This is a genomic window from Corticibacter populi, assembly GCF_004217315.1.
GTDB lineage: Bacteria > Pseudomonadota > Gammaproteobacteria > Burkholderiales > Burkholderiaceae_C > Lampropedia > Lampropedia populi.
Map to the genome: position 1 here is coordinate 458,262 of NZ_SGWR01000002.1, position 25,730 is coordinate 483,991.

Annotated in this window: 23 protein-coding genes and 2 pseudogenes; 5 read left to right on the forward strand and 20 right to left on the reverse strand. The window is 65.5% G+C overall.

The features are described from left to right. Positions 1 to 34: 34 nt before the first annotated feature. The 4 genes and pseudogenes from EV687_RS08260 to EV687_RS08275 form a co-directional block, all read right to left on the reverse strand. Positions 35 to 1,051, reverse strand: a complete 1,017-nt coding sequence (locus EV687_RS08260; protein WP_122231130.1) for a tripartite tricarboxylate transporter substrate binding protein — start codon at positions 1,049 to 1,051, stop codon at positions 35 to 37. A 69-nt stretch (positions 1,052 to 1,120) separates the two neighbouring features. Next, on the reverse strand, positions 1,121 to 2,302 hold the full coding sequence (locus tag EV687_RS08265) for an acyl-CoA dehydrogenase family protein (RefSeq protein WP_122231132.1): 1,182 nt from the start codon (positions 2,300 to 2,302) through the stop codon (positions 1,121 to 1,123). Positions 2,303 to 2,392: 90 nt separating this feature from the next. Continuing rightward, positions 2,393 to 3,595, reverse strand: a complete 1,203-nt coding sequence (locus tag EV687_RS08270) for a CaiB/BaiF CoA transferase family protein (protein ID WP_122231134.1) — start codon at positions 3,593 to 3,595, stop codon at positions 2,393 to 2,395. Next, a pseudogene (locus EV687_RS08275) lies at positions 3,592 to 4,923 on the reverse strand (3-hydroxyacyl-CoA dehydrogenase); the annotation flags it as partial. The pseudogene EV687_RS08275 and the gene EV687_RS08270, both read right to left, overlap by 4 nt. A 201-nt stretch (positions 4,924 to 5,124) precedes the next feature. Here EV687_RS08275 and EV687_RS08280 point away from each other — a divergent pair. Together EV687_RS08280 and EV687_RS08285 are read left to right on the forward strand one after the other, a co-directional pair. Further along, entirely contained in the window at positions 5,125 to 6,051 is a 927-nt protein-coding gene (locus EV687_RS08280; RefSeq protein WP_122231138.1) for a LysR family transcriptional regulator, read from the forward strand. A gap of 367 nt (positions 6,052 to 6,418) precedes the next feature. Then, complete coding sequence (locus tag EV687_RS08285; protein WP_130466472.1) at positions 6,419 to 6,652, forward strand: hypothetical protein; 234 nt, start codon at positions 6,419 to 6,421, stop codon at positions 6,650 to 6,652. Between the two features lie 201 nt (positions 6,653 to 6,853). Here the strand turns inward: EV687_RS08285 and EV687_RS08290 are convergent, their stop codons facing one another. Both EV687_RS08290 and EV687_RS08295 read right to left on the reverse strand, forming a co-directional pair. Beyond that, on the reverse strand, positions 6,854 to 7,807 hold the full coding sequence (locus EV687_RS08290; protein WP_122231143.1) for a diacylglycerol kinase catalytic domain-containing protein: 954 nt from the start codon (positions 7,805 to 7,807) through the stop codon (positions 6,854 to 6,856). Further along, a complete protein-coding gene (locus EV687_RS08295) occupies positions 7,804 to 8,856 on the reverse strand; it encodes an SPFH domain-containing protein (protein WP_122231257.1) in 1,053 nt (350 codons plus the stop codon). Before EV687_RS08295 ends, EV687_RS08290 begins: the two co-directional genes overlap by 4 nt. A gap of 141 nt (positions 8,857 to 8,997) precedes the next feature. Here EV687_RS08295 and EV687_RS08300 point away from each other — a divergent pair, with 141 nt between their 5' ends. Next, the gene (locus tag EV687_RS08300; RefSeq protein ID WP_122231145.1) at positions 8,998 to 9,729 is read left to right on the forward strand and encodes an NUDIX hydrolase; all 732 of its coding nucleotides are present in this window, start codon (positions 8,998 to 9,000) and stop codon (positions 9,727 to 9,729) included. A gap of 116 nt (positions 9,730 to 9,845) precedes the next feature. Here the strand turns inward: EV687_RS08300 and EV687_RS08305 are convergent, their stop codons facing one another. The 11 genes and pseudogenes from EV687_RS08305 to sucC form a co-directional block, all read right to left on the reverse strand. Beyond that, on the reverse strand, positions 9,846 to 11,015 hold the full coding sequence (locus tag EV687_RS08305) for a D-alanyl-D-alanine carboxypeptidase family protein (RefSeq protein ID WP_122231147.1): 1,170 nt from the start codon (positions 11,013 to 11,015) through the stop codon (positions 9,846 to 9,848). A gap of 115 nt (positions 11,016 to 11,130) precedes the next feature. Further along, positions 11,131 to 11,790 carry an alpha/beta hydrolase gene (locus tag EV687_RS08310; RefSeq protein WP_122231149.1) on the reverse strand — a complete coding sequence of 220 codons (660 nt, stop codon included), beginning with the start codon at positions 11,788 to 11,790 and terminating at the stop codon, positions 11,131 to 11,133. A gap of 43 nt (positions 11,791 to 11,833) precedes the next feature. Continuing rightward, a complete protein-coding gene (locus EV687_RS08315; RefSeq protein ID WP_242612542.1) occupies positions 11,834 to 13,186 on the reverse strand; it encodes a PQQ-dependent sugar dehydrogenase in 1,353 nt (450 codons plus the stop codon). 203 nt (positions 13,187 to 13,389) lie between these two features. Next, a complete protein-coding gene (locus tag EV687_RS08320) occupies positions 13,390 to 14,286 on the reverse strand; it encodes an ABC transporter ATP-binding protein (RefSeq protein WP_162846656.1) in 897 nt (298 codons plus the stop codon). After that, entirely contained in the window at positions 14,283 to 15,146 is an 864-nt protein-coding gene (locus EV687_RS18930; protein WP_162846657.1) for a hypothetical protein, read from the reverse strand. Before EV687_RS18930 ends, EV687_RS08320 begins: the two co-directional genes overlap by 4 nt. An 11-nt stretch (positions 15,147 to 15,157) precedes the next feature. Next, positions 15,158 to 15,895, reverse strand: a complete 738-nt coding sequence (locus EV687_RS08325; RefSeq protein WP_130466473.1) for an ABC transporter permease — start codon at positions 15,893 to 15,895, stop codon at positions 15,158 to 15,160. A 174-nt stretch (positions 15,896 to 16,069) separates the two neighbouring features. After that, positions 16,070 to 16,438 (reverse strand): hypothetical protein, encoded by a 369-nt coding sequence (locus EV687_RS08330; RefSeq protein ID WP_130466474.1) that lies wholly within the window; start codon positions 16,436 to 16,438, stop codon positions 16,070 to 16,072. 114 nt (positions 16,439 to 16,552) lie between these two features. Next, a pseudogene (locus EV687_RS19035) lies at positions 16,553 to 16,652 on the reverse strand (prepilin-type N-terminal cleavage/methylation domain-containing protein); the annotation flags it as partial. A gap of 607 nt (positions 16,653 to 17,259) precedes the next feature. Beyond that, the gene (locus tag EV687_RS08340; protein ID WP_162846658.1) at positions 17,260 to 17,901 is read right to left on the reverse strand and encodes an FHA domain-containing protein; all 642 of its coding nucleotides are present in this window, start codon (positions 17,899 to 17,901) and stop codon (positions 17,260 to 17,262) included. A 593-nt stretch (positions 17,902 to 18,494) separates the two neighbouring features. Next, entirely contained in the window at positions 18,495 to 19,388 is an 894-nt protein-coding gene (gene sucD / locus EV687_RS08345) for a succinate--CoA ligase subunit alpha (RefSeq protein ID WP_122231161.1), read from the reverse strand. Between the two features lie 13 nt (positions 19,389 to 19,401). Continuing rightward, positions 19,402 to 20,577, reverse strand: a complete 1,176-nt coding sequence (gene sucC, locus EV687_RS08350) for an ADP-forming succinate--CoA ligase subunit beta (protein WP_122231163.1) — start codon at positions 20,575 to 20,577, stop codon at positions 19,402 to 19,404. 352 nt (positions 20,578 to 20,929) lie between these two features. On the opposite strand from sucC, the gene argC reads away from it, so the two are divergent. Both argC and EV687_RS08360 read left to right on the forward strand, forming a co-directional pair. Further along, entirely contained in the window at positions 20,930 to 21,862 is a 933-nt protein-coding gene (argC, locus tag EV687_RS08355) for an N-acetyl-gamma-glutamyl-phosphate reductase (RefSeq protein WP_122231165.1), read from the forward strand. 229 nt (positions 21,863 to 22,091) lie between these two features. Continuing rightward, entirely contained in the window at positions 22,092 to 22,814 is a 723-nt protein-coding gene (locus EV687_RS08360) for a MarC family protein (RefSeq protein ID WP_122231167.1), read from the forward strand. 156 nt (positions 22,815 to 22,970) lie between these two features. Here EV687_RS08360 and EV687_RS08365 read toward each other — a convergent pair whose 3' ends face one another. From EV687_RS08365 to recA, 3 genes are all read right to left on the reverse strand, one after another. Continuing rightward, positions 22,971 to 23,534, reverse strand: a complete 564-nt coding sequence (locus EV687_RS08365) for a hypothetical protein (RefSeq protein ID WP_130466475.1) — start codon at positions 23,532 to 23,534, stop codon at positions 22,971 to 22,973. A gap of 465 nt (positions 23,535 to 23,999) precedes the next feature. Beyond that, positions 24,000 to 24,650, reverse strand: a complete 651-nt coding sequence (locus EV687_RS08370) for a regulatory protein RecX (RefSeq protein ID WP_122232008.1) — start codon at positions 24,648 to 24,650, stop codon at positions 24,000 to 24,002. Then, positions 24,650 to 25,720: a recombinase RecA gene (gene recA, locus EV687_RS08375; protein WP_122232009.1), complete on the reverse strand. Its 1,071-nt coding sequence runs from the start codon at positions 25,718 to 25,720 to the stop codon at positions 24,650 to 24,652. The genes EV687_RS08370 and recA overlap by 1 nt, the downstream gene beginning before the upstream one ends. Between the last annotated feature and the right edge of the window lie 10 nt (positions 25,721 to 25,730).

Below are 25,730 nucleotides of genomic sequence, written 5' to 3' on the forward strand. Positions count from 1 at the left end.
CGTCTCTCCTGTGTTCGGGTTCATTCGGCGGGATTCATTCGAGGGTGATGCCGGCCTGCCGGATGACCTCGGCCCATTTGGCGGTCTCGGCGGCGATGAAGGCATCGGTCTCGGCCGGGCTGCGTCCTTCGGGGAAGGTGCCCATGTCGTGCAAGGTGGCGCGGGTGGCCTCGCTCCGGATGATCTCGGCGGCGGCCTGCGAGAGGCGCTGCACGATCTCGTCGGGAACACCGGCTGGCGCGATCAGCGCCGCCCAGGTGCTGCCGCTGACGCCATCGATACCCTGCTCGGCAAACGTCGGCACATCGGGCACAGCCGGCAGGCGCTGCTCGCCGGCCACGCCGATCAGGCGCACGCGGCCCTGGCGGCCGCCCTGCTCGATCAGATTGGTCGGCGCATCGAGCAGCACCTGGATGTGCCCACCCATGAGGTCGGCCAGCGCCGGCGCCGCGCCGCGATAGGGGGCATGCACCATGTCGATGCCGGTGCGCCACTTGAGCAGTTCGCTGGTCAGGTGTGCCGACGAACCATTGCCCGAGGAACCGTAGCTGATCGTGCCCGGATGGGTGCGCGCGTACTCCACCAGCTCGGCCGCGGATTGGAATGGCGCATCCCTGGAGACCGCCGCCAGCAGCGGCGAAACCCCCAGCAGGGAGACGCCCATGATGTCCCTGGCAGGGTCGTAGGGCAGCTTCTTGTACAGGCTGGTGTTGGCCGCATAGGCGGCGATCACCACGCCGAAGGTGTAGCCATCGGCAGCGGCGCGGGCCAGTTCGCCGACGCCGATGATGCTGTTGCCACCGGGTTTGTTGTCCACCACCACCGGCTGGCCCAGGCGCTGCTGCAGGCCCGGTTGCAAGAGTCGCGCCATCTGGTCGGTGAAGCCGCCCGGCGCGTAAGGCACGATGAGACGGATGGGCTTGGCGGGCCAGTCTGCGGCACCGGCAGCGTGGGCGGCTCCCACCGTCAGTCCGGTCAGTCCGGTGAGGCCGAACGCCAGCGCGGCAGCCAGGGCCAGGTGCCGCCTTGTGCGGTTGATCCGATTTGTCATGGTGTGTCTCCTTGCCTTCTTTGTTTTGCGTTGTCTTTTGCTTTGTCTCGCCTTCTTTCTGTGCGCTGCTCAGCCTGGTGACGGCCCCACCAGCGCGCGACCGATGATGATCTGCTGGATCTGGCTGGTGCCCTCGTAGAGCCGCAGCAACCGCACGTCGCGGTAGAAGCGCTCGACGGCGAACTCGTTGATGTATCCCGAGCCGCCATGGATCTGCACGCCGCGGTCGGCAATGCGGCCCAGCGCCTCGGTGACGAACAGCTTGGTGGCCGAGGCATGCAGCGCCACCTCGGGGTCGCTGCGGCCGGCGCCGACCAGGCCCGCCGCCGCCGCGTCGTAGCGGCGCGCGGTCTCCTGCACCAGCGCCCAGCCGGCCAGCAGCTCGGCCTGGCTGTCGGCCAGCATGGCCTGGATGAGCTGGAAGTCGCCGATGCGCTGGCCGAACTGGCGGCGCTCGCGCGCATAGGCGATCGATTCGTCGAGGATGCGCCGCGCCTGCCCGCAGGCCACCGCCGAGATGTGCAGGCGGCCGCGGTCGAGCACCTTCATGGCCGTCTTGAAGCCCTTGCCCGGCACGCCGCCGATGATGTTGGCGGCCGGCACCCGCACGTTGTCGAGAATCACGTCGGCCGTCTTGGTGCCGCGCTGGCCCATCTTCTTGTCGGGCAGGCCGATCGTCAGGCCCGGCAGCCCGGCCGGCACGATGAAGGCACTGATGCCGCCCGCGCCGGCGCCATCGGTACGCGCCATCAGCGTGAAGGCGCCGGCGCGCGGCGCGTTGGTGATGAAGCGCTTGGTGCCGCTGAGCAGGTAGTCGTCGCCATCGCGCACGGCGCGCAGCTTGAGCGCGGCGGCGTCGGAGCCGGCATCGGGCTCGGTCAGCGCGAAGGACATGATCAGCTCGCCGCTGGCGACGCGGGGCAGGTAGTCGCGCTTTTGCGCCTCGGTGCCATCGATCAGAATGCCCTGCGAGCCGATGCCCACGTTGGTGCCGAACACCGAGCGGAACGCCAGCGCCGTGTAGCCCAGCTCGTAGGCCACCTGCACCTCCTGCTGCATGTTCAGGCCGATGCCGCCCCACTCCTCGGGGATGGAGAGGCCGAAAAGGCCGAGCTGCTTCATGTCCTCGACGATGTCGGCGGGCACCTCGTCGAGTTCTTCCACCACGCGTTCGGCGGGCATCAGCCGCTCGCGCACGAAGCGCCGCACCGAATCGCGCAGCAGGCCGAAGGTTTCGTCATCCAATGCCATGGGGTCTCCTTGTTCCCTTGATTCCTGTCAATCCCGTGTTCCGTGCTCCGTGTTGGCCGTGTCGGCAGGGCTGCCACCCGACTGCCCGAGTCAAAGCACGCCCTGGCCGCGCAGCTGCGCCAGGCGCTCGGCATCGATGCCGAGCAGTTCCTGCAGCACATCCGCCGTGCCCTCGCCGAGGAAGGGCGGCGCGCGCCGCACCGGCGGGCGCTCGCCGTCGATGCGAAACGGCGGCGCCAGCACATGGGCCTGGCCGCCCTCGGCATGCGGCATCTGCCGCACCAACCCGCCGGCCCGGGCGCGCGGCGACTGCAGCGCCTCCAGCAGGCCCAGCACCTCGCCGCACGGAATGCCGGCGGCCGCCAGCCGCTGCAGCAGCACCGCACGCGAGCGGCTGCGCAGCGCGGGGCCGATCTCGGCCATCAAGGCCTCGCGGTTGACGCCGCGCAGCAGGTTGGTGGCATAGCGCGCGTCCTCGGCCAGGTCGGGACGTTCGATGACCTCGCGGCAAAAGCGCTGGAATTGCGCGTTGTTGCCCACGGTGATGACCAGCGGTCCATCCGCGGCATCGAACACGCCATAGGGCACGATGGAGGGGTGCGCATTGCCGTAGCGCGGCGGGTCCCCGCCCTGCAGCAGCGCCTCCAGCCCGTAGTAGGCGGTGAGCATCAGGCCGCTGTCGAACAAGGCCATCTCGATGTGCCGGCCGGCGCCGCTGCGTTCGCGGTCGAACAGCGCCGCCAGCACGCCCTGCGCGGCGTACATGCCGGTGAACATGTCCACCACCGCGACACCGAACTTGAGCGGCGGCTGGGTGGCCTCGCCATTCATGCCCATCAGGCCGGCCTCGCCCTGCACCACCAGGTCGTAGCCGGGGCGGCCGGCCTCGGCGCCGGTGCTGTCGTAGCCGGAGATGGAAACGTAGATGATGTCCTCGCGCACCGCGCGCAGGTCTTCGTAGCCCACGCCCAGCCGCGCCGCGCCGCCGTGCTTGAAGTTCTGCACCACCACGTCGCACTGCGCGGCCAGCTCGCGCACCAGGCGCTGGCCTTCGGGGTGCTGAAGGTCCACCGTCACCGAACGCTTGTTGCGGTTGACACTGTTGAAATAGGCGGTCTGCGTGGAATTGACGCGCAGGCCCCAGTCGCGCGTATCGTCGCCACGGTCGGGATGCTCGACCTTGACGACCTCGGCCCCCAGGTCCCCCAGCGTCATCGCGCACATCGGCCCGGCCAGCACGCGCGAGAGATCGAGAACGCGCACGCCTTCGAGCGGCAAGCGGGCGCCGCTCATGCCGCGGCTCCGGTCGCGCCGTGGACGGCACCGTCGAGGCTGGCAAAATCCTCGCCGCGTGCCACCAGTTGCTCCAGCAGCGGCGATGGCCGCCAGAACAGCGCGTCCTCCTCCGCATAGCGGCGGATGTCGGCCAGCAGCGCGGCCAGACCCTGGCCGTCGGCCCAGAACATCGGGCCGCCCGTGGCGCGTGGAAAACCGTAGCCGTTGACCAGCGTCACGTCGATGTCGAGCGGGCGCAGCGCAATGCCCTCGTGCACGATGTTGGCGCCCTCGTTGACCATCGCGGCCAGGTAACGCCGCACGATTTCCGCATGGCTGAAGCTGCGCGGGGTGATGCCGGTGCGCTGGCGCTCGGCCTCGATGATGGCCAGCACCTCGGGGTCGGGGGTGCCGGTGCGCGCGCCTTTGTCATACAGGTACCAGCCGCGCCCGGTCTTCTGGCCGAACCAGCCGCGCTCGCACAGGCGGTCGGCGATCTGCACATAGCGAGCGCGCGGATCGCGCGTGGCGGCACGGCGCTTGCGCGTGGCCCAGCCGATGTCGCCACCGGCGAGATCGGCCACCTGGAACGGCCCCATCGCAAAGCCGAATTCGCGCAGCGCCTCGTCGATCTGGTAGGGCGTGGCGCCATCCTCCATGGCGAACTCGGCCACCTGGCGGTACACCGCCAGCATGCGGTTGCCGATGAAGCCGTCGCACACGCCGGCACGCACCGGCACTTTGCCCAGCAGGCTGGCCAACGCAAAGGCGGTGGCCACCACATCATCGGCCACCTGCGCCGGCACGACGATCTCCAGCAGCTTCATGACGTGCGCGGGGGAGAAGAAATGCAGCCCGATGACATCCTGCGCGCGGCCCGTCTGCGCGGCAATCGCGTCGATGTCCAGGTAGGAAGTGTTGGTGGCCAACACCGCGCCGGCTTTGCACACACGTGCCAATTCGGCAAACACGGCATGCTTGACGGCCATGTCCTCGAAGGCCGCCTCGATCACCAGATCCGCCTCGGCGAGCGCGGCGTAATCGCTGCCACTGGCAAAGCGCGCCAGGATGGCGGTCTGCTCGGCCGCCTCCAGGCGCCCTTTGGCGACCATGCTGGCGAACACCTTCTCGACATTGGCGCGGCCCCTGGCCGCAGCCTCGGCATCGCGCTCGACCATCTGCACCTGCAGGCCGGCACGCAGCAGCGCCACGGCAATGCCCGCGCCCATGGTGCCGCCGCCGATCACGCCCGCATGGGCCAATGGGCGGGGTGCCACAGCTTCGAGGCCAGGCACCAGCGCGGCCTGCTGCTCGGCCCAGGCAATGTGCGCCAGGCCATCAGACTGGCGGGCGGAAGCGGGCTGCGAATCCTGGCGTGAATCCGGATGCATTTGCGGCATGCGGCTGTCTCCTTGTCATTCTGTGTTGCTGAACGACTGCAGTGTAGGCTGGCAAAAATGGCTTGACAATACAGACTATGATTGACATAGAGTCAAGTAATACTTGACATCCACCATACCGCTACCCGCACCGCGAATCCGCTCCACATGGATCCTTCCGCCCTGACCCTGCTGGTCGAAATCCTCGACGCCGGCAACCTCAGCCGCGCCGCCCGCAAGCTCAAGATGACGCGCGCCAACGTCAGCTACCGCCTTGCCCAGCTCGAAAAGCAGGTCGGCGCGCAGCTGATCCGCCGCACCACCGTGCTGGCCGAACCCACCGAGATCGGCAAGCGCCTCTACGAGCACGGGCTGGTGATCCGCAACGAACTGCTGCTGGCCGAGGAAAGCATTGCGCGCCTGGGCAAGGAGCTCGAAGGCCGCGTGGGCCTGAGCGTGCCCAGCGGCTACGGACAGATGGTGATGGCGGACTGGCTGATCGAGTTCAAGCGCCGCTACCCCGGCATCGTGCTCGACGTGGTATTCGAGAACCGCATCGACAACCTGGTGCGCGACGAGATCGACATCGCCATCCGCGTGCTGCCCGAGCCACCGCCGCACCTGGTGGCGCGCGACATGGGGCCGGTGCGCTACGTGGCCTGCGCCACGCCGGCCTGGGCCCAGGCACATGGCGGCATGCCACAGGCGCCGGGTCAGCTGGCGCAGCTGCCCATCATTACTTCCGGGGTGGTCGGCGAGAAGGTACGGCTGCGCGCCTACCCGGCCAGCGGCGCGTTCCATGAGGTGCCGCTCGCGCCCACCTTGGTCTCGGAGCACTTTCCCTTTCTGCGCGAAGGCATTCTGGCAGGCCTGGGCATCGGCCTGGTGCCGGACTACGTGGTCAAGGACGCCATTGCCAGCGGCGCGGTGCTGACGGCGCTGGGCGACTACCGCCTGAGCATCTTCGGCAACTGGCTCTTCATGCTCTACATGCCCGGGCGCCATCAGACCCGCGCCATCCGCACCTGCATCGACTACCTGCTCGAATGCTCGCAGGCGGCGCAGCGCCCCCTTCACACGGGTGTCACGGGATGAGGATGGAATGCTGCGCGTCGATGCCGGACGAACGGCTACCGGCGATGGGCAAGAACCTGTTTACGATCTTTTCATGGGTCACGTTGTCCCGACAGGCGATGCGATGCAAGGCGCAAACTGCAGTCGGGCCGGTGGCCCGGCGAGGATTTGTCACACCGCAGCGCGCGCCTGCAGGGGCAACCCGAAGGGCAGGAGGTCAAAAACGCACCGGGCGGCGTTGCTCGCCTTGCCCACTGCGTTTTTGACCTCCCGCGTGACCCATGAAAGGATCATAAACAGGCTCTAACTGGTAACAGTTCGCAAGTACGCGGCACTTTCCGCCGCCAGCCCCATCTATTGGCCTGAGTGTCCCGAAAAGGAGAACCCAATGTCCAAATCCAAAGTGAACCGATTGACTTTCGACGCCCACAGCGTGCTGCTGTTTTCCGCCCTGGTGCTGGCCGGCCCGGCCTCGGCGAGCAACAATGCCGCGCAACGCGCTGGCAGCAATGCCGCCACCCTCAGCAGCAACCAGCCCGTGCAGGTCCAGGCACGCGCTGCAACCGCCATCCCGGGCACGCTGCAGGCGCAGAACAAGCGCCGCCAGTCCGGCGACCAGTAATCCCATCTTCTCCCCCATCCACTGCCGGCGCGCCATGCCTGCACTGGCATGACGGATTCTTCAGAGCGTCTTCACAGGTTTGCCACGCAGCCGCATGGCTGTGCCATGCCCTTCGGGTTGCACCTGAAAAACCGGGTTCGCGCTTTGCAGCCACGATTTTTCAGGCACAGCGGCAGGCGCGCCGAGACTTTGAAGACGCCCTCACTGCACCAGCAAGCCCTGGGCCGACGATGGTGCAATCACGGCCTCGACGCCCGCCGAGAAGCGCAGGAAATCGGCTTCGATCCCGTCGGAGAAGATCACGCCGCCATCGGGCATGCGCGAGCGCAGGCGCAGCGGCTGCTGCGCATCCACCTTGCCGAACACCACCGTGGCCTGGGAGCTGCGGCTCGGAAACGGTTCCCGAACGGCAAACAGCAACTCCTGCGCATCCCAGGGCAGCGGCGTGTAGCCACCCTGCTGCTCCGGGTGCGTGGCCGGGGCCACACCGGTGGCAGCGGCAATCGCCAATGAGCCGGTCACCACGCTCTTCATCCAGGCCGTCGATCCCAGCCCCGTCGAGACGATCAGGCCCGAGGACGACTGCGCCTCATGCTGCCCCGCGAACTCCAGTTCGTACAGCGCCGAGGTGTGGCTGCGCGGCCCGATGAAAAGATCATTCACGGCACGCAGCACCTGACCGTCACTCAGGCGTGCCTCGGCCATGGTGACCTGCCGCAAGGCCCGCCGCTCGTGCGCGACCTGCGCCAGCAGATGGCCCAGCACGCCCGGCTCGAACGGCAGCAACAGCCCATCCCAGCGCCGCGCGTCCGGATTCAGCCCCACCAGCGGCTGGCCGTCGAGGTACTTGAGCGTGTTGGCCACCAGGCCATCCTGGCCGAGCGCGACCACGATGTCGCCGGGCGCAAAGACGAAGTTGGGCAGCATGGCCCGGTCGATCACCTGGTGGCGGCCCCAGGCCTGCAGCGTCGCAAGCGTGGTGTGCAGGCTCGCCGCATAGGCTTCGTCCTCGCGCAGGTAGTCGCCGAAATCCGCGCCGAGGTGCTCGACATAGAACTTCGCCTGCGCGTAGGTGTTGTGCCGCACCACCAGCTCGGCCAGCCGCGTGCGCCGCGTCACCAGCACGACACGCCGCTGCAGTCCGGCCGTGCTCATCTCGCCCTCCTGCTGCCGGCGGCAGTGGCAGCAGCAGGCGCGGCATCCCCCAGCAGACCGCTGAGCAGTTCGGGCGAGACATTGAGCTGGCCGATGCGCTCGGCGCGCTCGGCCAGCCCGCCGAAAGCCTGCGCAATGAGCTGGCCCGGCTGCATGCCGACCGCCGCCAGCGCCTGCACGACGCGCGGGTCAGCCTGGTCCAGCGCGGTCATGATGGCGCGCACGCGGTGCGCCTCCGCCTCGGCCAGTGCGCGGGTGTTCTCGGCCTGGCTGGTCACCAGTTCCTTGCGGCTTTGCTCCAGTTCCACATCGGCCGTCATCTGCTCGCGGCGCAATGCATTCTCGCGCTGAACCAGCGCGGCCTGGGCGTCCATGCGGGCGGCCTGGATGTCGCGCTGCTTCTCCTCCACCGCCACTTCGGTGTCGAGCTCGTTCTGGCGGATCGAGCGCTCGTTCTCCACTGCAGCCATGCGGCGCTGGTAGATCGCATCATCGGCAGCCTTGAGATTGGCCTCGCGCGCCTCGGCCTCCAGCGCGCGGGCAATGTCCTGCGTGGGCTTGATGGCGACGATCGAGACGCCCAGGATCTCCAGCCCCAGCGCCTGGACTTCCGCCTGCGCGCCCAGTTGCGCCTGGGTCTCGCGCGCAATGCGCGCTGGCGCCCGGAGCGCATCGCGCAGGTCCAGTGCCTGGATCGCCTGCTGGATGATCACCTTGGCCTGCACCACCACCCGCTCACGCAGGCGTTCGGCATCTTCCGAGGCGTGCTTGCCATTGGAGCGCAGCGAGAAGTCCATCAGCGCCACGGTGCGCTTGGGATCACCGACGCGGAAACTCACCTCGCCCTGCACGGTGACGGCCTGGAAGTCGCCTGTCACCAGTTCCAGCATGAAACCGGCCTCCTGGCTGGCCATGGGTACCGCCACCAAAGTGCTGGCCGGCGCGTAATAGAAGAACGACAGCCCCGCCCCCTGCCGCACGAGCTGCCCCTTGTGGAACTGCATCAGATAGGTGGTGGGCTGGGCCTTGATGTAGCGGACGCCGAACATGCTGAACTCCTTTGCTGCGCTGATGCGCATGATTAAGTTGTACTATACAACTTATATGGGTTGCATAATACAACTTTCAAATCCTGCGTCAAGTCCCTGCGGCAATCCGGTCACGACGCCCATCCAAACGCCGCCTTCCGCATGTCCCGCAAAACCGCTCCGTCCGCATTCATGCCGGCACTCGCCTTCCCGCGGCCCCTGGTCTCGGTGGACGTCGTCATCTTCACCGTGGTGCAGGACGCCCTGCGCGTGCTGGTGACGCGACGTCCCGAGACGCCGGGCGAGCCCTTCCCGGGCGCCTGGTGCTTGCCCGGCGGCTTCATCGACATCGAGCGCGACGCCACGCTGCTGGACTGCGCGCTGCGCAAGCTGCACGAGAAAACCGGCTGCAGCACGCCCTACCTCGAACAACTGGCAAGTTGGGGAGATGCACGGCGTGACCCGCGAGGCTGGTCCACCACGCATGCCTATTTCGCCCTGATCCCGGCGCCGCAGGGCGGGCCGCAGGCGAGCTGGCTCGCCGCCGACGCCGCCTGCGAGGCGGAACTGGCCTTCGACCACCAGACCATTCTGCGCACCGCGCTGGCGCGCCTGCGCAGCAAGGTGGAATACACCTCGCTGCCGGCCTTTCTGCTGGACGAGCCCTTCACGCTGCCGCAGTTGCAGCGCGTCTATGAAACCGTGCTGGGCCGCGGGCTAGACAAAAGCGCCTTCCGCAAGCGCATGCTCGATTCGGGCCTGCTGCGCGAGGCCGGCGCGGTGCCCGGCGGCCTGGGGCGCAGCGCCATGGGCTACCGCCTCAGCCAGCGGCAGCAGGCCGTGGTGTTCCCGCGCACCTTTCGCTCGGGCGAGCCAGGCGAACCGAGCGATTGAAGCAGGTGGGCGTCAGCACCCTATGCGGTGCTCCGCCAGGAGCGCCCCCTCGCAACTGCGTCTGCTCCACCTGCTGCGGGGGTTCGGATGGCACGCTGTTTGTGCTTGCTATGGGCTTACTTCACCCACAACCGCATCGCATCCCACATGCGGCCGAAGAAGCCGGCTTCGCCCACGTCCTCGAGCGCGACGACCGGCACTTCCTTGATGACCTCGTCACCCAACGTGACCTTGAGGCGGCCGATCGACTGGTCCAGATGCACCGGCGCGATGAGCGGATCGGGGCGCTCGATGCTGGTCTTGATCTGGCCGGCCGCGCCGGTCGGGATGGCCAGGAACACCGCGTCATGGCTACCGATCTTCACGGTGTCTGCCGCGCCCTTCCAGATTTCGGGCGTCTCCATCGGCTGTCCGGCGTCGAAGAGCTTGACGGCATCGAACGCGGTGTAGCCCCAGTTGAGCAGCTTCTGGCTCTCGTTGGCGCGAGCGTTCTCGCTGTCGGTCCCCAGCACGATGGAGAGCAGCCGGCGCTTGCCGACATTGGGCATGTCGCGCTGCGCGGTGGCCACCAGGCAATAGCCGGCGGCATCGGTATAACCGGTCTTGAGGCCGTCCACCGTCGGGTCGCGGAACAGCAGCAGGTTGCGGTTGTTGCTGTTGGCCGCCGGCGTGCCCTCGTAGCGGTACTGCTTGGTGGCGTAGTAGTGCATGTACTCGGGGAACTCGCGCATCAGGCTGGTGGCCAGCGTGGCGAGGTCGCGCGCGGTGGTCAGGTGGCCAGGCGCGGTCAGGCCCTCGGGGTTCTTGTAGCTGGTGTTGTTCATGCCCAGCGCCTGGGCCTGGTCGTTCATCAGCTTGACGAAGTGATCGACGGTGCCGCCCACGCCTTCGGCCAGGGCGGTGGTGGCATCGTTGCCGGACTGGATGATCATGCCGCGCAGCAGGTCGTCGACGGGCACTTGCATCTTCGGGTCGATGAACATGCGCGAGCCGGGCATCTTCCAGGCCCGCTCGCTCACCGGCAGGCGCTGTTCCAGCGTGATCTTGCGCGCACGCAACGCGTCGAAAACGATGTAGGCCGTCATCAGCTTGGTCAGCGAGGCCTGCTCGATGGGCGCATCGATGTCCTTGGCCGCCAGCACCTGGCCGGCCGTCACGTCCAGCAGCAGGTAGTTGCGCGCGGCAATCTCGGGAGGCTGGGGCAGTTGCGCATGGGCCGCGGCCGCCAGCAGGCAGCCACTCACGAACCCGACGACGCGGGTCCATCCAGATCGGAACAGTTTCATGATCTCAAGCAATCCAAACGAAAAAAGAAACGAGGAAGTACACCCAACCCAAAGCACAAAGCCGCCCGATGGCGGCAACGTGGGTGCATGGCCGGGGCTGCGGGCAATTCCCTGCTCAGGGCTCCTGCGGCAAGGCCGCCACCCCCAGCATGTGGCGCACCACCAGCTGTTTGAGCAGCACCTGCTTGCCATGGAAGAAATGCTCGCAGCCGGGTATGACCATCAAAGGCAGCGACTGTTCCCGCGCCCAGTCCAGCACCGGTGCGATGGGCACGGTGTCGTCCTGCTCACCATGGATGGCCAGGCTGCGGATGTGCAGCACCGGCGGAATCGGTGCGACCTTGAAGCGGCTGGCCGCCGTGCCCACGAACACCACGGCGCGAATGTCGCGGCCAGCGTGCAATTGTGCCAGCACGCGGCTGATGACATAGGTGCCAAATGAAAAACCTGCAAGCACCAGTGGCCCTTCGGGGGCCACCTGCTCGATGACTCGCAGCAGGTCTTCGGCCTCCCCTGCGCCATGGTCGTGAACGCCTTCGGAAGAGCCCACGCCACGGAAGTTGAAGCGGTAGCTGTCCCAGCCGGTGGCCACCATCGCGCGCGCCAGGGTCTGCACCACCTTGTTGTTCATGGTGCCGGCAAAGAGCGGATGCGGGTGGGCGATGATGGCTGCGCCAAGCGCGGCGGTGCCTTCCGGCTGCTGCGCCGCATCGCGCAAGGCCTCGACGGCGCCTGCCGCGCCCGTCAGCATCAGACGTTCGGTTTGTGCGTTCACGGGTTCAGTCGATTCAATCTGCCGTACGGAAGATTTCAAGGGTTCATGGTGCGGCAGGCGCCGGGGGTGGCTCCACCGTGTTGTCGCGGCTGCCGCCATCCGCATTGCCGGACACGGCAGGCGGGCTGGCCGCCCCATCGGCCGGACTGGCCACAATGCCTTCGACATGGTCCAGCGGCTCCACCGTCACCACCGGCTCGGGTGCCGGCGGCGGCTCGGGCGGATTCACCCTCAGCAGGCGGCCATTGCGGCTGTCCGTCAGCAGGTACAGCAGGCCATCCGGGCCCTGGCGCACGTCGCGGATGCGCTGGCCGCGGCCCAGCAGCAGGCGTTCTTCCTGCTGCACCTGGTCGCCGGCGACCTTCAGGCGGTGCAGCGTGCCAAACTTGAGCGAACCGATGAAGAAGCTGCCCAGCCACTCGGGGCCGTAACGGTCGCTCGTCAGGAAGGCCATGCCGGAAGGAGCGATCGACGGTGTCCACTGGTGCACGGGCTGCTCCATGCCATCCTTGGCCGTGCCCTCGCCAATGCGGGTGCCCAGGCCGTAATTGCGCCCATAGGTAATGACCGGCCAACCGTAATTGCCGCCGGGGCGGATGTGGTTGAGCTCATCGCCGCCCTGCGGACCGTGCTCGTGCATCCACAGCTCGCCATCGGGCGTGATCACCGCGCCCTGCGGGTTGCGGTGGCCCCAGCTCCAGACCTCCGGCAGGCCGCCCATGCGGCTGCTGAACGGGCCGCCCGCCGCCGCATGCCCCTCCGGCGTGAGATGCACGATGGTGCCCAGGTGGTTGGTGGTGCGCTGGGCCTGGTCGCGCGCAATCGACCGCTCGCCCAGCGTCAGGAACAGCGAGCCATCGCCCGACTGCGCAATGCGGCAGCCGAAGTGCTGGGCGCTCTTGAGGCGCGGCATCTGGTGGAAGATCACCTGCACGTCCTCGAGCCGGTCCTGCCGCTCCGACAGACGCGCCGAGGCCAGGGCCGTGCTGCTGCGGCTGCCCGAACCCGGGTCCGGCTCGGCGAAGCAGAAGAACAGCCGCCGGTTCTGCGCGAAATCGCGGTCCAGCACCAGGTCAAGCAGGCCGCCCTGGCCCTCGGCCGCCACGGCGGGCACGCCTGCCAGCGGCAACCCCACGCGGCCCTGCGCATCGACGACGCGCAAAGTGCCCGGGCGCTCGCTCACCAGGAAATTGCCATCCGGCAAAAAGGCCACCGCCCACGGGTGGTTGAGGCCGTAGGCGACCTCGGTCACGGCCAACGGTCGGGCCTCATCGTCGGATTGCGCCTGCGCCGCTGCGGCGCCACACAGCAAGGCGGCCATGCCCCAGGTCCGCAGGCGGCCGGCGCGCCCAGTGCGCGCCCGGCGCAGCGAGGCGGTCGAAAGGAAGTCAAGCATCGATCCAGCGACAGGCAACGACCCAGGCGTGCCAACGCAAGTCCGCGCATGGCGCAGTGCGGCATCGTCCATCAGCATTGCCCTGCCAAACAGTTCAACATCGTGCGCATCCTACCGTAAGCGTTTGCTTTTCGCGGTAAAAAAACCTTGCGCAAGGCCGAGGCTCTTGGATCGCCCTTGCACAGGCACGCCCATTGCATTGCTCACGCGGAGGCTGCCACCAGATCCACGAACATCTGCTCCAGGCTCAGGCCCTGGTGCACGTCAATCAAGGTTCCGTTCGATGCCTCGATGGCGTGCAGGGTCTGCCAAAGCTGCCCGGCAGGAATTTGCGCACGCCAGATGTCCGTGCCATCGCTGGCAAAACCCGGCAAGGGCTGGCCAACCAGGTGGTAACGCAGCACCAAGCCCCCCTTGTTCAGAAGCCCCTGCAGCGGCTGATCGGCCTTCAGCTGGCCTTTGTCGATCAGCAGCACTCGGCTGGCCAGCCGCTCCACGTCATTGAGGATGTGCGAGCAGAAGAATAGCGTGCCACCTCCCTCCCGGTAAAGCTGCACCTCGTCGGCCACCAATTTGCGACCCACCGGGTCCAGTCCGGACATCGGCTCATCCAGCACCAGCAGCCGGGGCTCCAGCGCCAGCGCATGGGCCAGCGCGGTGCGCTGCGTCATGCCCTTGGAGAGGTTGCGCACGCGCTTGTGCGCCGCATAGCCGATGCCCATGCGCTCAAGCCACTGCATGGCGCGTTGCGCCGCCTCCCTACCCCTGGCCCGGCCGTGGATCTGCAGGCCCATGGTCACGATCTCCAGCGGCGTGAGGTAATCGTAGAGATACGGGTTCTCGGGCACGTAGCCCACGCCCTGACGAGCCCGCTCATCGGCGGCCGGCCACCCCATCAACAAGGCCTCCCCTTTATCCGGGCGCAGCATGCCCATCAGCATCTTCATGCTGGTGCTCTTGCCCGCTCCATTGGGGCCGACGAAGCCGATCGCCTCTCCCGCCCGCACGGAAAAGCTCAAGTCCTGCACCGCCGGCTGGCGCCGGCCCTTGAGTTTGAACGATTTGTTCACCCGCACGAATTCGATCAGCGTATCCGTCATTGTCCATTCCTCGAAAGCGCCAACTGCGGCACGCCCTGCGCATCCAGCACATAGCCGATCCGTAACGGATCCGGTGGCAAGGCCGGCAGCAACCCGGCATCGAGCAAATCCTGCAGACGCGTCGGCGAGTGCCCGTATCGCGCCTGGAATCGTGCAGCGGCCTCGCGCAAGACCTTGAGTCCCTGCAGACGCTGGATGCGCGCATCCAGCAGCGGCAACACCTTGGCATCCAGGTTCAACTGCTTGATGCGCTCTATCATCTCGATGGCCTGATCGGGGTCGTCGCCGCGCTCGTACCACTTGGCGGCCATGGTGCGCAAGGCAGTCGCATTGGGCTCGCCCACACGCTGCGCAGCCTTTTCCGCCCATTGCCCGGCTTCATCGTAAGCATGCTCGAAATAGGCGGCATTGAAGGCGTAGAAGAACGGTGGCATCATGTCCCAGGGCCGCGCATCGCTGGCCAGCCGCAAGATATCCTGCGCTTCGGCCACATAACCCTGCCAGGGCACGATGGCCGCCGCAATATAGTAATTGTCCTCGTGCCGCGGGTTGAGCCGCGCGGCATCGAGCTGGATCGCGGCCTGGATGCGATAGGTTTCCCCATCCGTCACGCTGCCGCCCACGGTGGCGCTGCGGATCACGTTCAGGTCTGCCGCAAGGTAACGGTCTCCCCCTGCCTGGAACACCTGCAGCAACAGCGGCAAACGCACACGCAGCACATCCTCCTGCTCAGGACGCGGCAAAGGTGCCAGATGCCACACAGCTAACGCATACAGCAGCAGCGCCACCAACGCGCCCAACCACAACGGAAGGCGCGGAAAGCCTTGTACCGAACGATGGGCGAAAGCCTGAAAGCGCATGTTCGCCCCCATCAGATGAATTCGCGGCGCTTGAACTTCCAGGTCGCCAGGGCCAGCAGCAGGCCGCAATAGCCCAGCGCCATCAGCGCCGCCCAACCCAGCGCGGCCCAAGGCACCGGCAGGCCGTACAGCGACAGATCGCGCCAGTCCAGCCGCGACAGGTCGGGCAACAGCCATTGCGCCACATTCAGTACCGGCAGCAGATACGTGGCCTCCGCCGTGCCCTCGGCCCCGGGTGCCAGCAGGTACTGCAGGCTCACCCCCAGCGAGCGCGCCGCCAATGCAAAAAAGCAGCCCAGAATCAGCGGCAGGAACGGCGTGGTAGAGAGGCTGCACAGCAGCAGCGCAAAGGCCGCGATCACCAGCAGATCGAGCCAGATGCCCAGCAACACCAGCGCATAGGCGCCGCCCAGATGAATGGGGGTCGGCTGGCTGTACGACACCGGCAGCACGCCCAGCACCGCTCCCAGCGCCAGACCCAGCACCAGCACGCCCAGCGCCAGCAGGGCCGCCACGGCAAAAAAGCGGCTGGCCAGATACACGCCGCGCGAGACAGGATAGGCCAGCACGAAATACAGCGACTTGCGCTCGATGTCCTTGCCGAGCAGTTCCTGTACCCAGAACAGCGCCATCAGCATCAGCACCAGCCGGATACCGGAGAGGCCGACGTCCAGCGCCACGGTAGCGGGCTGCCGGGCGGAGAAATTCGCGGCCAGCCATGCAATGAAGATGACTGCGGTGGCAATCATCAGCAACCAGCGGATACTGTGCGAACGGATGCCTGAGATCCAACCTGAGCGCATCAATTGCCACATGCAAAAAAATCCTGAATCTGCCTGATCATGCGCTCACATTAACACGCATTCTCCCAAGAAAAAGCGCGCCAATGGCGCGCTTTTTACTGACACTTCAATGAGAACTCATCAAGCGCCGCAACCATTGGCATCGTCCGCATCCAAGCTCAGCGTGGGAGCTGACGGAGCCGTGCTACCCGTGGTCGGATCGCCACAGGCGGCAACCGAACCACCTTCGCTGGTGCCAGTGAAAGCGTTACGGCCACGGGTATTGTACGTACCTACAGCGATGGCAGTCTCATTCTGCGAATAGCCCAGCCCGACGTTGGACGACAGGGTGTACTTGAAATCAGACACAACGAATTCACTACCATCAGTCGCTGCTGTAAAGTCGTATGTTGCCGATGCGGCAGCAGGCTCTTGCGAGCCGGTTGTGTCCGCAAACACCGAACCGGAAGCGCAAACCAGAGCCAGGAATGCAATTTTTGCCTTGTTCATGATAAAACTCTCCTAATTCGAAAATGGATTACTTGACGGAGTTTGCAACAGCAGACGTCAGGAAATTCTTGGCGTCGGACTGGGCGGACTTGTCTTGCGCCTTCTTCTGGTATTCGCTGTACTGCGGAATGGCAATGGCAGCCAGAATGCCAATGATCGCCACGACGATCATCAGTTCGATCAGGGTGAAACCCTTTTGCAGGGAAGCCTTCATGGTGAACTCCTCGTAGGTAACAAAGGCCCCAACGGCCTTGGACGAAGACAGTTGAGCAAGCCCTGTGCCACCCTTCCAACCACTCTGGATTGTCAAGAATGCGTCAAACAACCACTTTTACTTGACAATCATCAAGCAATTTTCGTCACACTTCGTTTCGATTGATCAATTTTTGCATCATCATTGCCAAAAATTGGCACATAGCCTCAAGCTATGTCAATTCTTGCTCCGCCTCTCGCCCCTTCTGCGCGGCGCATGCAGGAGAGATTGCGCCAAGGCATGCTGGTGCTGGGTCAACCCCATGGCACAGCTATGACCATGGCAACATGCCAGTACGACCAATGGCTCGCATACCATCCATGACCGTCGGTTCGACAAAGTCCCTGAGAAGACGCTCCATCAGCCCCGCGACGGCGGGAACTCAGCGGTAACTGAGCTGGAGAACCGCCCACTTTTCAGTCGCCATCCTTCCGGGTCAAGTCCGCAATGGCGGTGCAAGGTGAGTCGCATGGCCATGCATGCATTGCATTGGTGCCGTCAACGCCTGACACTGCTCAAACCAAAGCGGGCGAAATCAGGGGCACTTGTTCAGCGCCCCCGCCCTGCCTCAAGCCTGCTCCAGCCGGAACACCATGCCGATGCTGGCCATCTGGATCTTGTCGCCATCCTTGAGCTTGACGCTGCCTTCAATGGGCTGGCCGTTGAGGGTCACCGGGTCTTCCCCTTCCACCTTGGCGAGCAGGAAGCCGTCGAGCCGGTGCGTCAGAGAGATGACGCCGACGCCCGGCGTGCCGATGGTGGTGACGACCTTGGTGAGCGGCAGATGGCGCCCGGCATTGGGGCCAGCGGTGATCTCGATGAAGGCCGTTTGCTGTTGGCCGAGGACGCCGCGCGAGGTTTCCTGGAAGTAGGTCGGCATGACAGAGGGTGCAGAGCCTGCGTTGGCCCAGGCGTCCTGGATCTGCAGTTGCAGGCTGATGCGGTAGGGGCCGATGACCATGCGGTCGCCCAGTTGCAGCTCCTGCCGGGCGATGGGGTCGCCATTGACGTAGGTGCCGTTGGTGCTGCCCAGGTCCTCGATCTCGACTTCGTCGTCCTGCACGCGGATGATGGCGTGCTTGCCGCTGACGGTTGGGTCTTCGAGCACCAGGTCATTGTGCGGGCGGCGGCCCACCAGGGTCTGACCTGCCGGCAGCAGGTGCTCTTTGAGAACGCGGTCGTCCTTGCTGATGATGAGCTTGTATGGCATCGCAGTTGCTCCTTCTGGTGCCGTGGATCTGGCCATGGGCAAGACCCCTGGCTGTGGATTCTTGCGACGACCGGATGAAACACTGTTTACAAAATATGGGGATTCCTTCGGTGCGCGATGATAACGGCTTCAGACGCATCCCACCATTGGTGATTCAACGCCACGAGTCGAGACACATTTGAAATCACATTTATTTGCATTTGTTTACAATACCCTCTTCGGTTTCCTTGTCGGTTTCATCATGCCAGCCAGCGACATAACCCAAAACCCCCTTCAGAAGCCTCGCTTGCAAGCGGCAGGTGCTGCGGGCGTCCAGGGCAAAGCGGCATCGACCATGCCTGACTTGTACAGGCATGGGGTGTGGACGGAGACACGCAGCCGACAAGACCGGGGATATCCGGTACGGACTGGCCCGCACCAACCGCGATTTGCCTGACAGAGACAATGAGAGGGCGGTGGTAGGCCTAGGGTGTGTCAGGTCACGCGTTTCGGCATGTTTCGAGGAATCGCGAAGGCATGAAAAAACCGCCAGCAATGCTGGCGGTTTTTTCATGCCGGCGGCGCTGATGCGCGCCGCCAATGCCTGATGCGCATCAGAGCAGTGCTTTCAGCAGCCGACCCATTTCGGACGGGTCGCGCGTGACCTTGAAGCCGCACTCTTCAAGAATGGCAAGCTTGGCATCGGCCGTGTCCTCGCCGCCGGAGATCAGCGCGCCGGCGTGGCCCATGCGCTTGCCGGCCGGGGCAGTGACACCGGCGATGAAGCCGACCACGGGCTTCTTGAAGTTGTCCTTGCACCAGCGGGCGGCTTCAGCCTCGTCGGGACCGCCGATCTCGCCGATCATGATGACGGCGTCGGTGTCCGGGTCGTCATTGAAGGCCTTCATCACGTCGATGTGCTTGAGGCCGTTGATCGGGTCGCCACCGATGCCGACGGCGGTCGATTGGCCGATGCCCAGCTCGGTGAGCTGCGCCACGGCTTCATAGGTCAGCGTGCCGGAGCGGCTGACGACGCCCACGCGGCCCTTCTTGTGGATGTGGCCGGGCATGATGCCGATCTTGATCTCGTCAGGCGTGATGATGCCCGGGCAGTTGGGGCCGAGCAGCAGGGTTTTCTTGCCGCCAGCGGCTTCCTTGGCCTTCATCTTGTTGCGCACTTCGAGCATGTCACGCACCGGGATGCCCTCGGTGATGCAGATGACGAAGTCGAGGTCGGCCTCGACGGCTTCCCAGATGGCGGCCGCGGCACCGGCTGGCGGCACGTAGATCACCGAGGTGGTGGCACCGGTTTCCTTGGCCGCTTCCTTGACGGTGGCGTAGATCGGCACGTCGAAGATTTTCTCGCCGGCCTTCTTCGGGTTGACGCCGGCAACGAAGCAGTTCTTGCCGTTGGCGTACTCGATGCACTTCTCGGTGTGGAACTGGCCGGTCTTGCCGGTGATGCCCTGGGTGATGACTTTGGTGTCTTTGTTGACGTAGATGGACATGGCAGGTGGTTCCTTACTTGACGGCGTTGGCGTTGACGGCGGCAACGACTTTTTGCGCGGCTTCGGCCATGGTGTCGGCGCTGATGATGGGCAGGCCGCTCTCGGCCAGCAGCTTCTTGCCCAGTTCCTCGTTGGTGCCCTTCATGCGCACCACCAGCGGCACGGAAAGCTGAACCGCGCGGCTGGCGGTGATGACGCCGGTGGCAATGGTGTCGCACTTCATGATGCCGCCGAAGATGTTGACCAGGATGGCCTTGACCTTGGGGTTCTGCAACATGATCTTGAAGGCTTCGGTCACCTTCTCGGGCGTGGCGCCGCCGCCAACGTCGAGGAAGTTGGCCGGCTCGCCGCCGAACAGCTTGATGGTGTCCATGGTCGCCATGGCCAGGCCCGCACCGTTGACCAGGCAGCCGATGTTGCCGTCCAGGCTGATATAGGCCAGGTCGAACTTGGAAGCCTCGACCTCCGCCGGGTCTTCCTCGTCCAGATCGCGCAGCGCGACGATCTCGGGCAGGCGGTACAGGGCGTTGGAGTCGAAGTTGAACTTGGCGTCCAGCGCGATGATGTTGCCCTTGCTGTCACGGTTGAGCGGGTTGATCTCGACCAGCGAGGCATCCGTCTCCATGTAGGTCTGGTAGAGCTTCTTGAAGACATCCACGGCCTGGGCGGTGGAGTCGGCCGGGATGCCGATGCCGTCGGCCAGTTCCTTGGCCTGCGCGTCGGTCAGGCCCACCAGCGGGTCGACGAACACCTTGATGATCTTCTCGGGGTGGCTGTGCGCCACTTCCTCGATGTCCATGCCGCCTTCGCTGGAGGCGATGAAGGCAACCTTCTGGCTGGCGCGGTCGGTGACGACCGAGACATAGTATTCCTTCTGGATGTCGGCTCCGTCCTCGATGTAGAGGCGGCGCACCTTCTGGCCTTCGGGACCGGTCTGGTGCGTGACCAGTTGCATGCCGAGGATCTGCTCGGCCAGCGTCCTGACCTCATCGATGCTCTTGGCCACCTTGACGCCGCCGCCCTTGCCACGGCCGCCGGCATGGATCTGCGCCTTGACGACCCAGACCGGACCGCCGAGCTTCTGTGCCGCCTCGACGGCTTCCTGCACGGTGAACGCAGGAATTCCACGGGGCACAGGCACCCCAAACTTGCGCAAGATTTCCTTGCCTTGGTACTCGTGAATCTTCATGAGGAGTCTCTTTGAGAGGGGGAGGAATGGAAAGCACTCTGGCACCGGACGGGGTCTGCGCCCCTGCTGGCATGCGGATGAAGCGCCATGGCACTCGGGCAGGTCGGCGAGAAGGACTGCCGCCGCCTAATGTATCATGCCGCTTGGGTCCGGTCCGGCCGCTGGCACAGCGGCTTTTGCCGGGCCCTGACCCGCGTCAAAGCGCGCCCATTTTAACGGCCCGGCCCGCCGCTTGTGCAAGCGCACAATGGTTTTCATTCAGGGTAAACCCGGAAGAACATGGCGATTTCGTGGCTTTGCGTGCCCCGCCCGGAAGGCCGGCACCCAGCCCCTGATCGAGAAGGAAAGCAGCATGTCCAAAGTTTTCATCGATGGCGAAGCCGGTACCACCGGCCTGCAGATCCGCGAGCGCCTGGCCGGCCTGCCGGGCGTCGAGCTGGTGAGCATTGCGCCCGAGTTGCGCAAGGACGCACAGGCCAAGCGCGACCTGATTGCCGCCGTGGATCTGGTGGTGCTGTGCCTGCACGACGATGCCGCGCGCGAGACGGTGGCCCTGGTCGAGACGGTGGAACAGCAAGACGGCCGCAGCATCCGCGTCATCGACGCCTCGACCGCGCACCGCACGGCACCCGGCTGGATCTATGGCTTTCCGGAGCTGGTGCCCGGCCAGGCCGAGGCGATTGCCAAGGCCAGCCGCGTCGCCAACCCCGGCTGCTACGCCACCGGCGCCATCGCCATGTTGCGCCCGCTGGTCGACGCCGGTATCGTGCCGCACGACTTCGCCGTGCATCTGCCGGCCGTCAGCGGCTATTCGGGTGGTGGCCGCGCCATGATCGAGGCCTACGAGGCCGGCCAGGCGCCCGCCTTCGAGCTGTACGCGCTGGGCCTCACGCACAAGCACATCCCCGAGATCATGGCCTGCGCGGGCCTGACCACCCGGCCGCTCTTCACGCCATCGGTAGGCAACTTCCGCCAGGGCATGCTGGTGCAGTTGCCGCTGCAATTGGACACGCTGCCCGGCCAGCCCACGGCCGAGGACCTGCACGATGCGCTGGCCGCGCACTACGCGCGCACCAACACCCCCGGCCAGTACGTGCGCGTGCTGGCCCCGGATGGCAGCGGCAAGCTCGATGCGCTCGCCCTCAACGACACCAACCTGCTGGAGGTCCGCGTGTTCGGCAACGAGCAGTACCGTCAGGCGGTGGTGGTGGCGCGCCTGGACAACCTCGGCAAGGGCGCCAGCGGCGCGGCGGTGCAGAATCTGCAGTTGATGCTGGGGCTCTGAGCAAAGCCTTGGTGTCACGTTAAGCCTCGATTGTCGGTCTGCACTTGCCCTCGAACCGAATCGCCGCGTTGCAGTCTTTGCCCAGACGTCCAGCCTGGGCAGCGGCCTGTGCCTTGCGCTCCGATCCGATGGCGGCGTACGGTCTGCGACACCGGATGGTTGACGCGGCACTGGTCTGCGGCAGACCATGGCCTGCCTCTTTCCCCTGCCTGATCGTCCGACCGAACGCATGAACATCTCCAGCTACCTGCTCGCCTTTGGCACCAGCGCGCTGGTGGCCATTGCCGCCTTGCTGCCGATCGCCAATCCGCCGAGCACGGCACCGATCTTCCTGTCGCTGACCGAGGGCGCCTCGCTCAAGACGCGGCACGAACTGGCCCGCCGCATCGCCCGCAATGTGTTCCTGCTGATGCTGGGGGCGGCGCTGCTGGGCTCCTTCGTGCTGGACGTGTTCGGCATCTCGCTGGACATCGTGCGCGCCGGCGGCGGGTTGATCGTCATCAATATCGGATGGCGCCTGCTGACCACCAACAGCGCCGAGTCGCCGCGCGCGGCCAAGATCGCCGAGAACTACACGCCGGAGATGATCCGCTCGACGGCCTTCTTCCCGCTCTCGTTCCCGATCACCTGCGGACCCGGCACACTGGCGGCCACCATCACGGTTGGCGCCAGCCTGGCCTCGCCCTCGATCACACTCTCGGCAGTGCGCACGCTGGGCGCGGTGCTCGGGCTGGCGGTGGTGGCCTCGATCATCTACATCTGCTACCGCTATGCCGAATACCTCACCCGCTTGCTAGGCGAGACCGGCACCATCGTGTTCCTGCGGCTGTCGGCCTTCATCCTGCTGTGCCTGGGCATCCAGATCTTCTGGGACGGCGCCGGCAGCCTGCTCAGCGATGCCATCCGCGCCGGTGTCCATGCACCGGCCACCGTTACAACGCCAAACTCCTGATCTGACGCAGCTTGCTCAGAACCTGTTCACGATCTTTTCGTGGGTCACGCAGGTGGTCAAAAATGCAGTGGGCAAGACGCCCGTCGCCGCCCAGACTGGGTGTCTGTGCAAGGCGGGGCAACGTGGGGCTCTCGAAAAGAGATCTTGAACAGGTCCTCAGGCCTCTGACAGCGGCTCGGAGACAAGCATGCCGGACTTGTCCGGTTTGGAGGACTTGGCCGAGCGCAAGGCATCGTCCAACGCCATCAGCAGGCGCCCGAGTTGGCTGGCGTGGCGCAGCATCTGTGAACTGGCATGCCGCGCCCGCGCCGCATCGCCACCGGCAAACGCATGGAGTGCGGCCCGACGCGTTTCATGAAAACCTTGATGCTCGGCACACAATGGCTCGAAGAGATGCTGGGCTGTCGCGCCAGCGGCTGTCACCTGCGCCAGTGCCGGCCCTTCCAGCCAGTCCCGCAGACCACAACCGAGTTCCGCCCATTCTGCAACAGGCGGGTGCCCCTCCTCCAGCATGGCATGCAAACGGTTCATGTCCTGGACATGCAGGTTGAGCTCATACAGCAAAAAGCCCTCTTCGATGGATTTGTCAGACGCCATGCTTCCCTCTTCTGGAATGTTGGAATGTTGGAATGTTGGAATGGAAGCAGCCTGAAGCACACCGAGCGAAGGTGCCTGCCAAGGCCTGCACCACCCTGGAAATGGCCCCAGGCTGCTGCTCATTTCCAATATGCAGCACAGCACCCCGGCAGCTTTTGCGCCAAGGCAAACCTGTCTCATTTCGGGATCCATCCGCAGCTGGTACGGGAGAAACGTCCGTTTTGAGCCACGAAATGGCTGGGTCGCCAATCCAGGCTGTCGCATTGGATGGTTGACACGGCACCAGGGCGTGCCATCAGTGAAAACGCGGGACAGGTTCTAAGAACCTGTTTACGATCTTTTCATGGGCCACGTTGTTCCGACAGGCGATGCGATGCAAGGCGCAAACCGCAGTCGGGCCGGTGGCCCGGCGAGGATTTGTAACATCGCAGCGCGCGCCTGCCGGGACAACCCGAAGGGCAGGAGGTCAAAAACGCACCGGGCGGCGTTGCCCGCCTTGCCCAGACGCCCAGTCTGGCCTGCGACGGGCGTCTTGCCCACTGCATTTTTGGCCTCCTGCGTGACCCATGAAAAGATCGTAAACAGGTTCTAAGGCAGCAACTGTCGCACCACATCCATCGCAAAGCCCCGCGTCAGTAGAAAACGCATCTGCTTGGCGCGCATCTTCTGCTGTTCGGGCCAAGGCAGGGCGGCCAGATCAACGCCGCCGAACTTGGCCTGCCAGACCTGACGGGCACGCTCCAGTTCGGTTTCCTGCAAGGGCGCGAGAGCCTCTTGCACCAACTCCTTGTCAAGGCCCTTGGCCTGCAGCGCCTGGCGCAGGCGCACCGAACCCATGCGCGGGGCTTTCTGGCGCACCAATGCCTCGGCAGCCCGTTCGTCGCTGAGCAGGCCACGTGCCTGCAGTTTGTCGAGCAAGGCTTCGAGTGCATCCGGGGTGTCGGGCCCAGGCCGCTCGGCAGCCGCCCCTGTCGCATCATCGCCTTCCGCCTGCACATGGAGTACAAGCTTGCGGCGCAGTTCGGCACGGCTGTACTCGCGACCGGCCAGGGCCCGCAGCGCCCGCGCCTGCAAACTGAGGCCGGTGCCCTTCAAGGCATGCTGCTGGGCTTCGCGGGCACGTGCGAGGGCGCGGGCATGCGCAGCAGCGCCACCGGCCTGGGGCTGCGGCCGGGACTCGCCATCCTGGCCGCTGGGGCCCTCATGCCCCGGCGCGTCGTTGCCGTGCTCCACCGTCATCAATCTTCCTGCAGCACGCCGTCCTCATCGACGCCAGCGGGCAGCTCGGCGATGTTGGCAGCCACCACGCCCAGGTTGGCGCGCACCTTGTTCTCGATCTCGCGGGCCAGCTCGGGATTCTCCTTGAGGAATTCCTTGGCGTTGTCGCGGCCCTGGCCGATCTTCTCGCCGTTGTAGGAGTACCAGGCACCGGCCTTCTCGACGATGCGGGCGGCCACGCCCATGTCGATGACCTCACCCTCGCGCGAGATGCCCTTGCCGAACATGATGTCGAATTGCGCGGTCTTGAACGGCGGCGACACCTTGTTCTTGACGACCTTGACCTTGGTTTCGTTGCCGATGGCCTCGTCACCCTTCTTGATCGTGCCGGTGCGACGGATGTCCAGACGCACCGAGGCGTAGAACTTGAGCGCATTGCCGCCGGTGGTGGTCTCGGGGCTGCCAAACATCACGCCGATCTTCATGCGGATCTGGTTGATGAAGACCACCGTGCAGTTGGTTTTCTTGATGGTGGCGGTGAGCTTGCGCAGCGCCTGGCTCATCAGCCGCGCCTGCAGGCCGGGCAGTTGATCACCCATGTCGCCCTCGATTTCGGCCTTGGGCGTAAGGGCCGCGACCGAGTCGATCACCACCAGGTCCACCGCACCGGAGCGCACCAGGCTGTCGACGACTTCGAGGGCCTGTTCGCCAGTGTCCGGCTGCGAGATCAGCAGATCCTGGACGTCCACACCGATCTTGCTGGCGTACTGCACGTCGAGCGCATGCTCGGCATCGACGAAAGCGCAGATGCCGCCGAGCTTTTGCATCTCGGCAATGACCTGCAGCGTCAGCGTGGTCTTGCCGGAAGATTCCGGTCCGTAGATTTCGATGACGCGGCCGCGCGGCAGGCCGCCGACGCCCAGCGCCACGTCCAGGCCGAGCGAGCCGGTGGAGACGACCTGGATGTCCTTGATGACCTCGTCCTCGCCCAGGCGCATGATGGTGCCCTTGCCGAATTGCTTCTCGATCTGGGCGAGCGCGGCCTGCAGGGCCTTGGCTTTTTCACTGCTGATGTTGGTGGCTGCGTTCATGGAATGCTCC

What these genes read in the sequence shown, in the direction of transcription:
- EV687_RS08325 (WP_130466473.1), bottom strand. Translation starts at nt 15,895, where the DNA reads ATGATTGCCACCGCAGTCATCTTCATTGCATGGCTGGCCGCGAATTTC.
- recA (WP_122232009.1), bottom strand. Translation starts at nt 25,720, where the DNA reads ATGAACGCAGCCACCAACATCAGCAGTGAAAAAGCCAAGGCCCTGCAG.
- EV687_RS08315 (WP_242612542.1), bottom strand. Translation starts at nt 13,186, where the DNA reads ATGCTTGACTTCCTTTCGACCGCCTCGCTGCGCCGGGCGCGCACTGGG.
- EV687_RS08340 (WP_162846658.1), bottom strand. Translation starts at nt 17,901, where the DNA reads ATGCCATACAAGCTCATCATCAGCAAGGACGACCGCGTTCTCAAAGAG.
- EV687_RS08270 (WP_122231134.1), bottom strand. Translation starts at nt 3,595, where the DNA reads ATGAGCGGCGCCCGCTTGCCGCTCGAAGGCGTGCGCGTTCTCGATCTC.
- argC (WP_122231165.1), top strand. Translation starts at nt 20,930, where the DNA reads ATGTCCAAAGTTTTCATCGATGGCGAAGCCGGTACCACCGGCCTGCAG.
- sucD (WP_122231161.1), bottom strand. Translation starts at nt 19,388, where the DNA reads ATGTCCATCTACGTCAACAAAGACACCAAAGTCATCACCCAGGGCATC.
- EV687_RS18930 (WP_162846657.1), bottom strand. Translation starts at nt 15,146, where the DNA reads ATGCGCTTTCAGGCTTTCGCCCATCGTTCGGTACAAGGCTTTCCGCGC.
- EV687_RS08365 (WP_130466475.1), bottom strand. Translation starts at nt 23,534, where the DNA reads ATGAGCAGCAGCCTGGGGCCATTTCCAGGGTGGTGCAGGCCTTGGCAG.
- EV687_RS08320 (WP_162846656.1), bottom strand. Translation starts at nt 14,286, where the DNA reads ATGACGGATACGCTGATCGAATTCGTGCGGGTGAACAAATCGTTCAAA.
- EV687_RS08300 (WP_122231145.1), top strand. Translation starts at nt 8,998, where the DNA reads ATGTCCCGCAAAACCGCTCCGTCCGCATTCATGCCGGCACTCGCCTTC.
- EV687_RS08285 (WP_130466472.1), top strand. Translation starts at nt 6,419, where the DNA reads ATGTCCAAATCCAAAGTGAACCGATTGACTTTCGACGCCCACAGCGTG.
- EV687_RS08295 (WP_122231257.1), bottom strand. Translation starts at nt 8,856, where the DNA reads ATGTTCGGCGTCCGCTACATCAAGGCCCAGCCCACCACCTATCTGATG.
- EV687_RS08330 (WP_130466474.1), bottom strand. Translation starts at nt 16,438, where the DNA reads ATGAACAAGGCAAAAATTGCATTCCTGGCTCTGGTTTGCGCTTCCGGT.
- EV687_RS08305 (WP_122231147.1), bottom strand. Translation starts at nt 11,015, where the DNA reads ATGAAACTGTTCCGATCTGGATGGACCCGCGTCGTCGGGTTCGTGAGT.
- EV687_RS08280 (WP_122231138.1), top strand. Translation starts at nt 5,125, where the DNA reads ATGGATCCTTCCGCCCTGACCCTGCTGGTCGAAATCCTCGACGCCGGC.
- EV687_RS08260 (WP_122231130.1), bottom strand. Translation starts at nt 1,051, where the DNA reads ATGACAAATCGGATCAACCGCACAAGGCGGCACCTGGCCCTGGCTGCC.
- EV687_RS08370 (WP_122232008.1), bottom strand. Translation starts at nt 24,650, where the DNA reads ATGACGGTGGAGCACGGCAACGACGCGCCGGGGCATGAGGGCCCCAGC.
- EV687_RS08360 (WP_122231167.1), top strand. Translation starts at nt 22,092, where the DNA reads ATGAACATCTCCAGCTACCTGCTCGCCTTTGGCACCAGCGCGCTGGTG.
- EV687_RS08265 (WP_122231132.1), bottom strand. Translation starts at nt 2,302, where the DNA reads ATGGCATTGGATGACGAAACCTTCGGCCTGCTGCGCGATTCGGTGCGG.
- sucC (WP_122231163.1), bottom strand. Translation starts at nt 20,577, where the DNA reads ATGAAGATTCACGAGTACCAAGGCAAGGAAATCTTGCGCAAGTTTGGG.
- EV687_RS08290 (WP_122231143.1), bottom strand. Translation starts at nt 7,807, where the DNA reads ATGAGCACGGCCGGACTGCAGCGGCGTGTCGTGCTGGTGACGCGGCGC.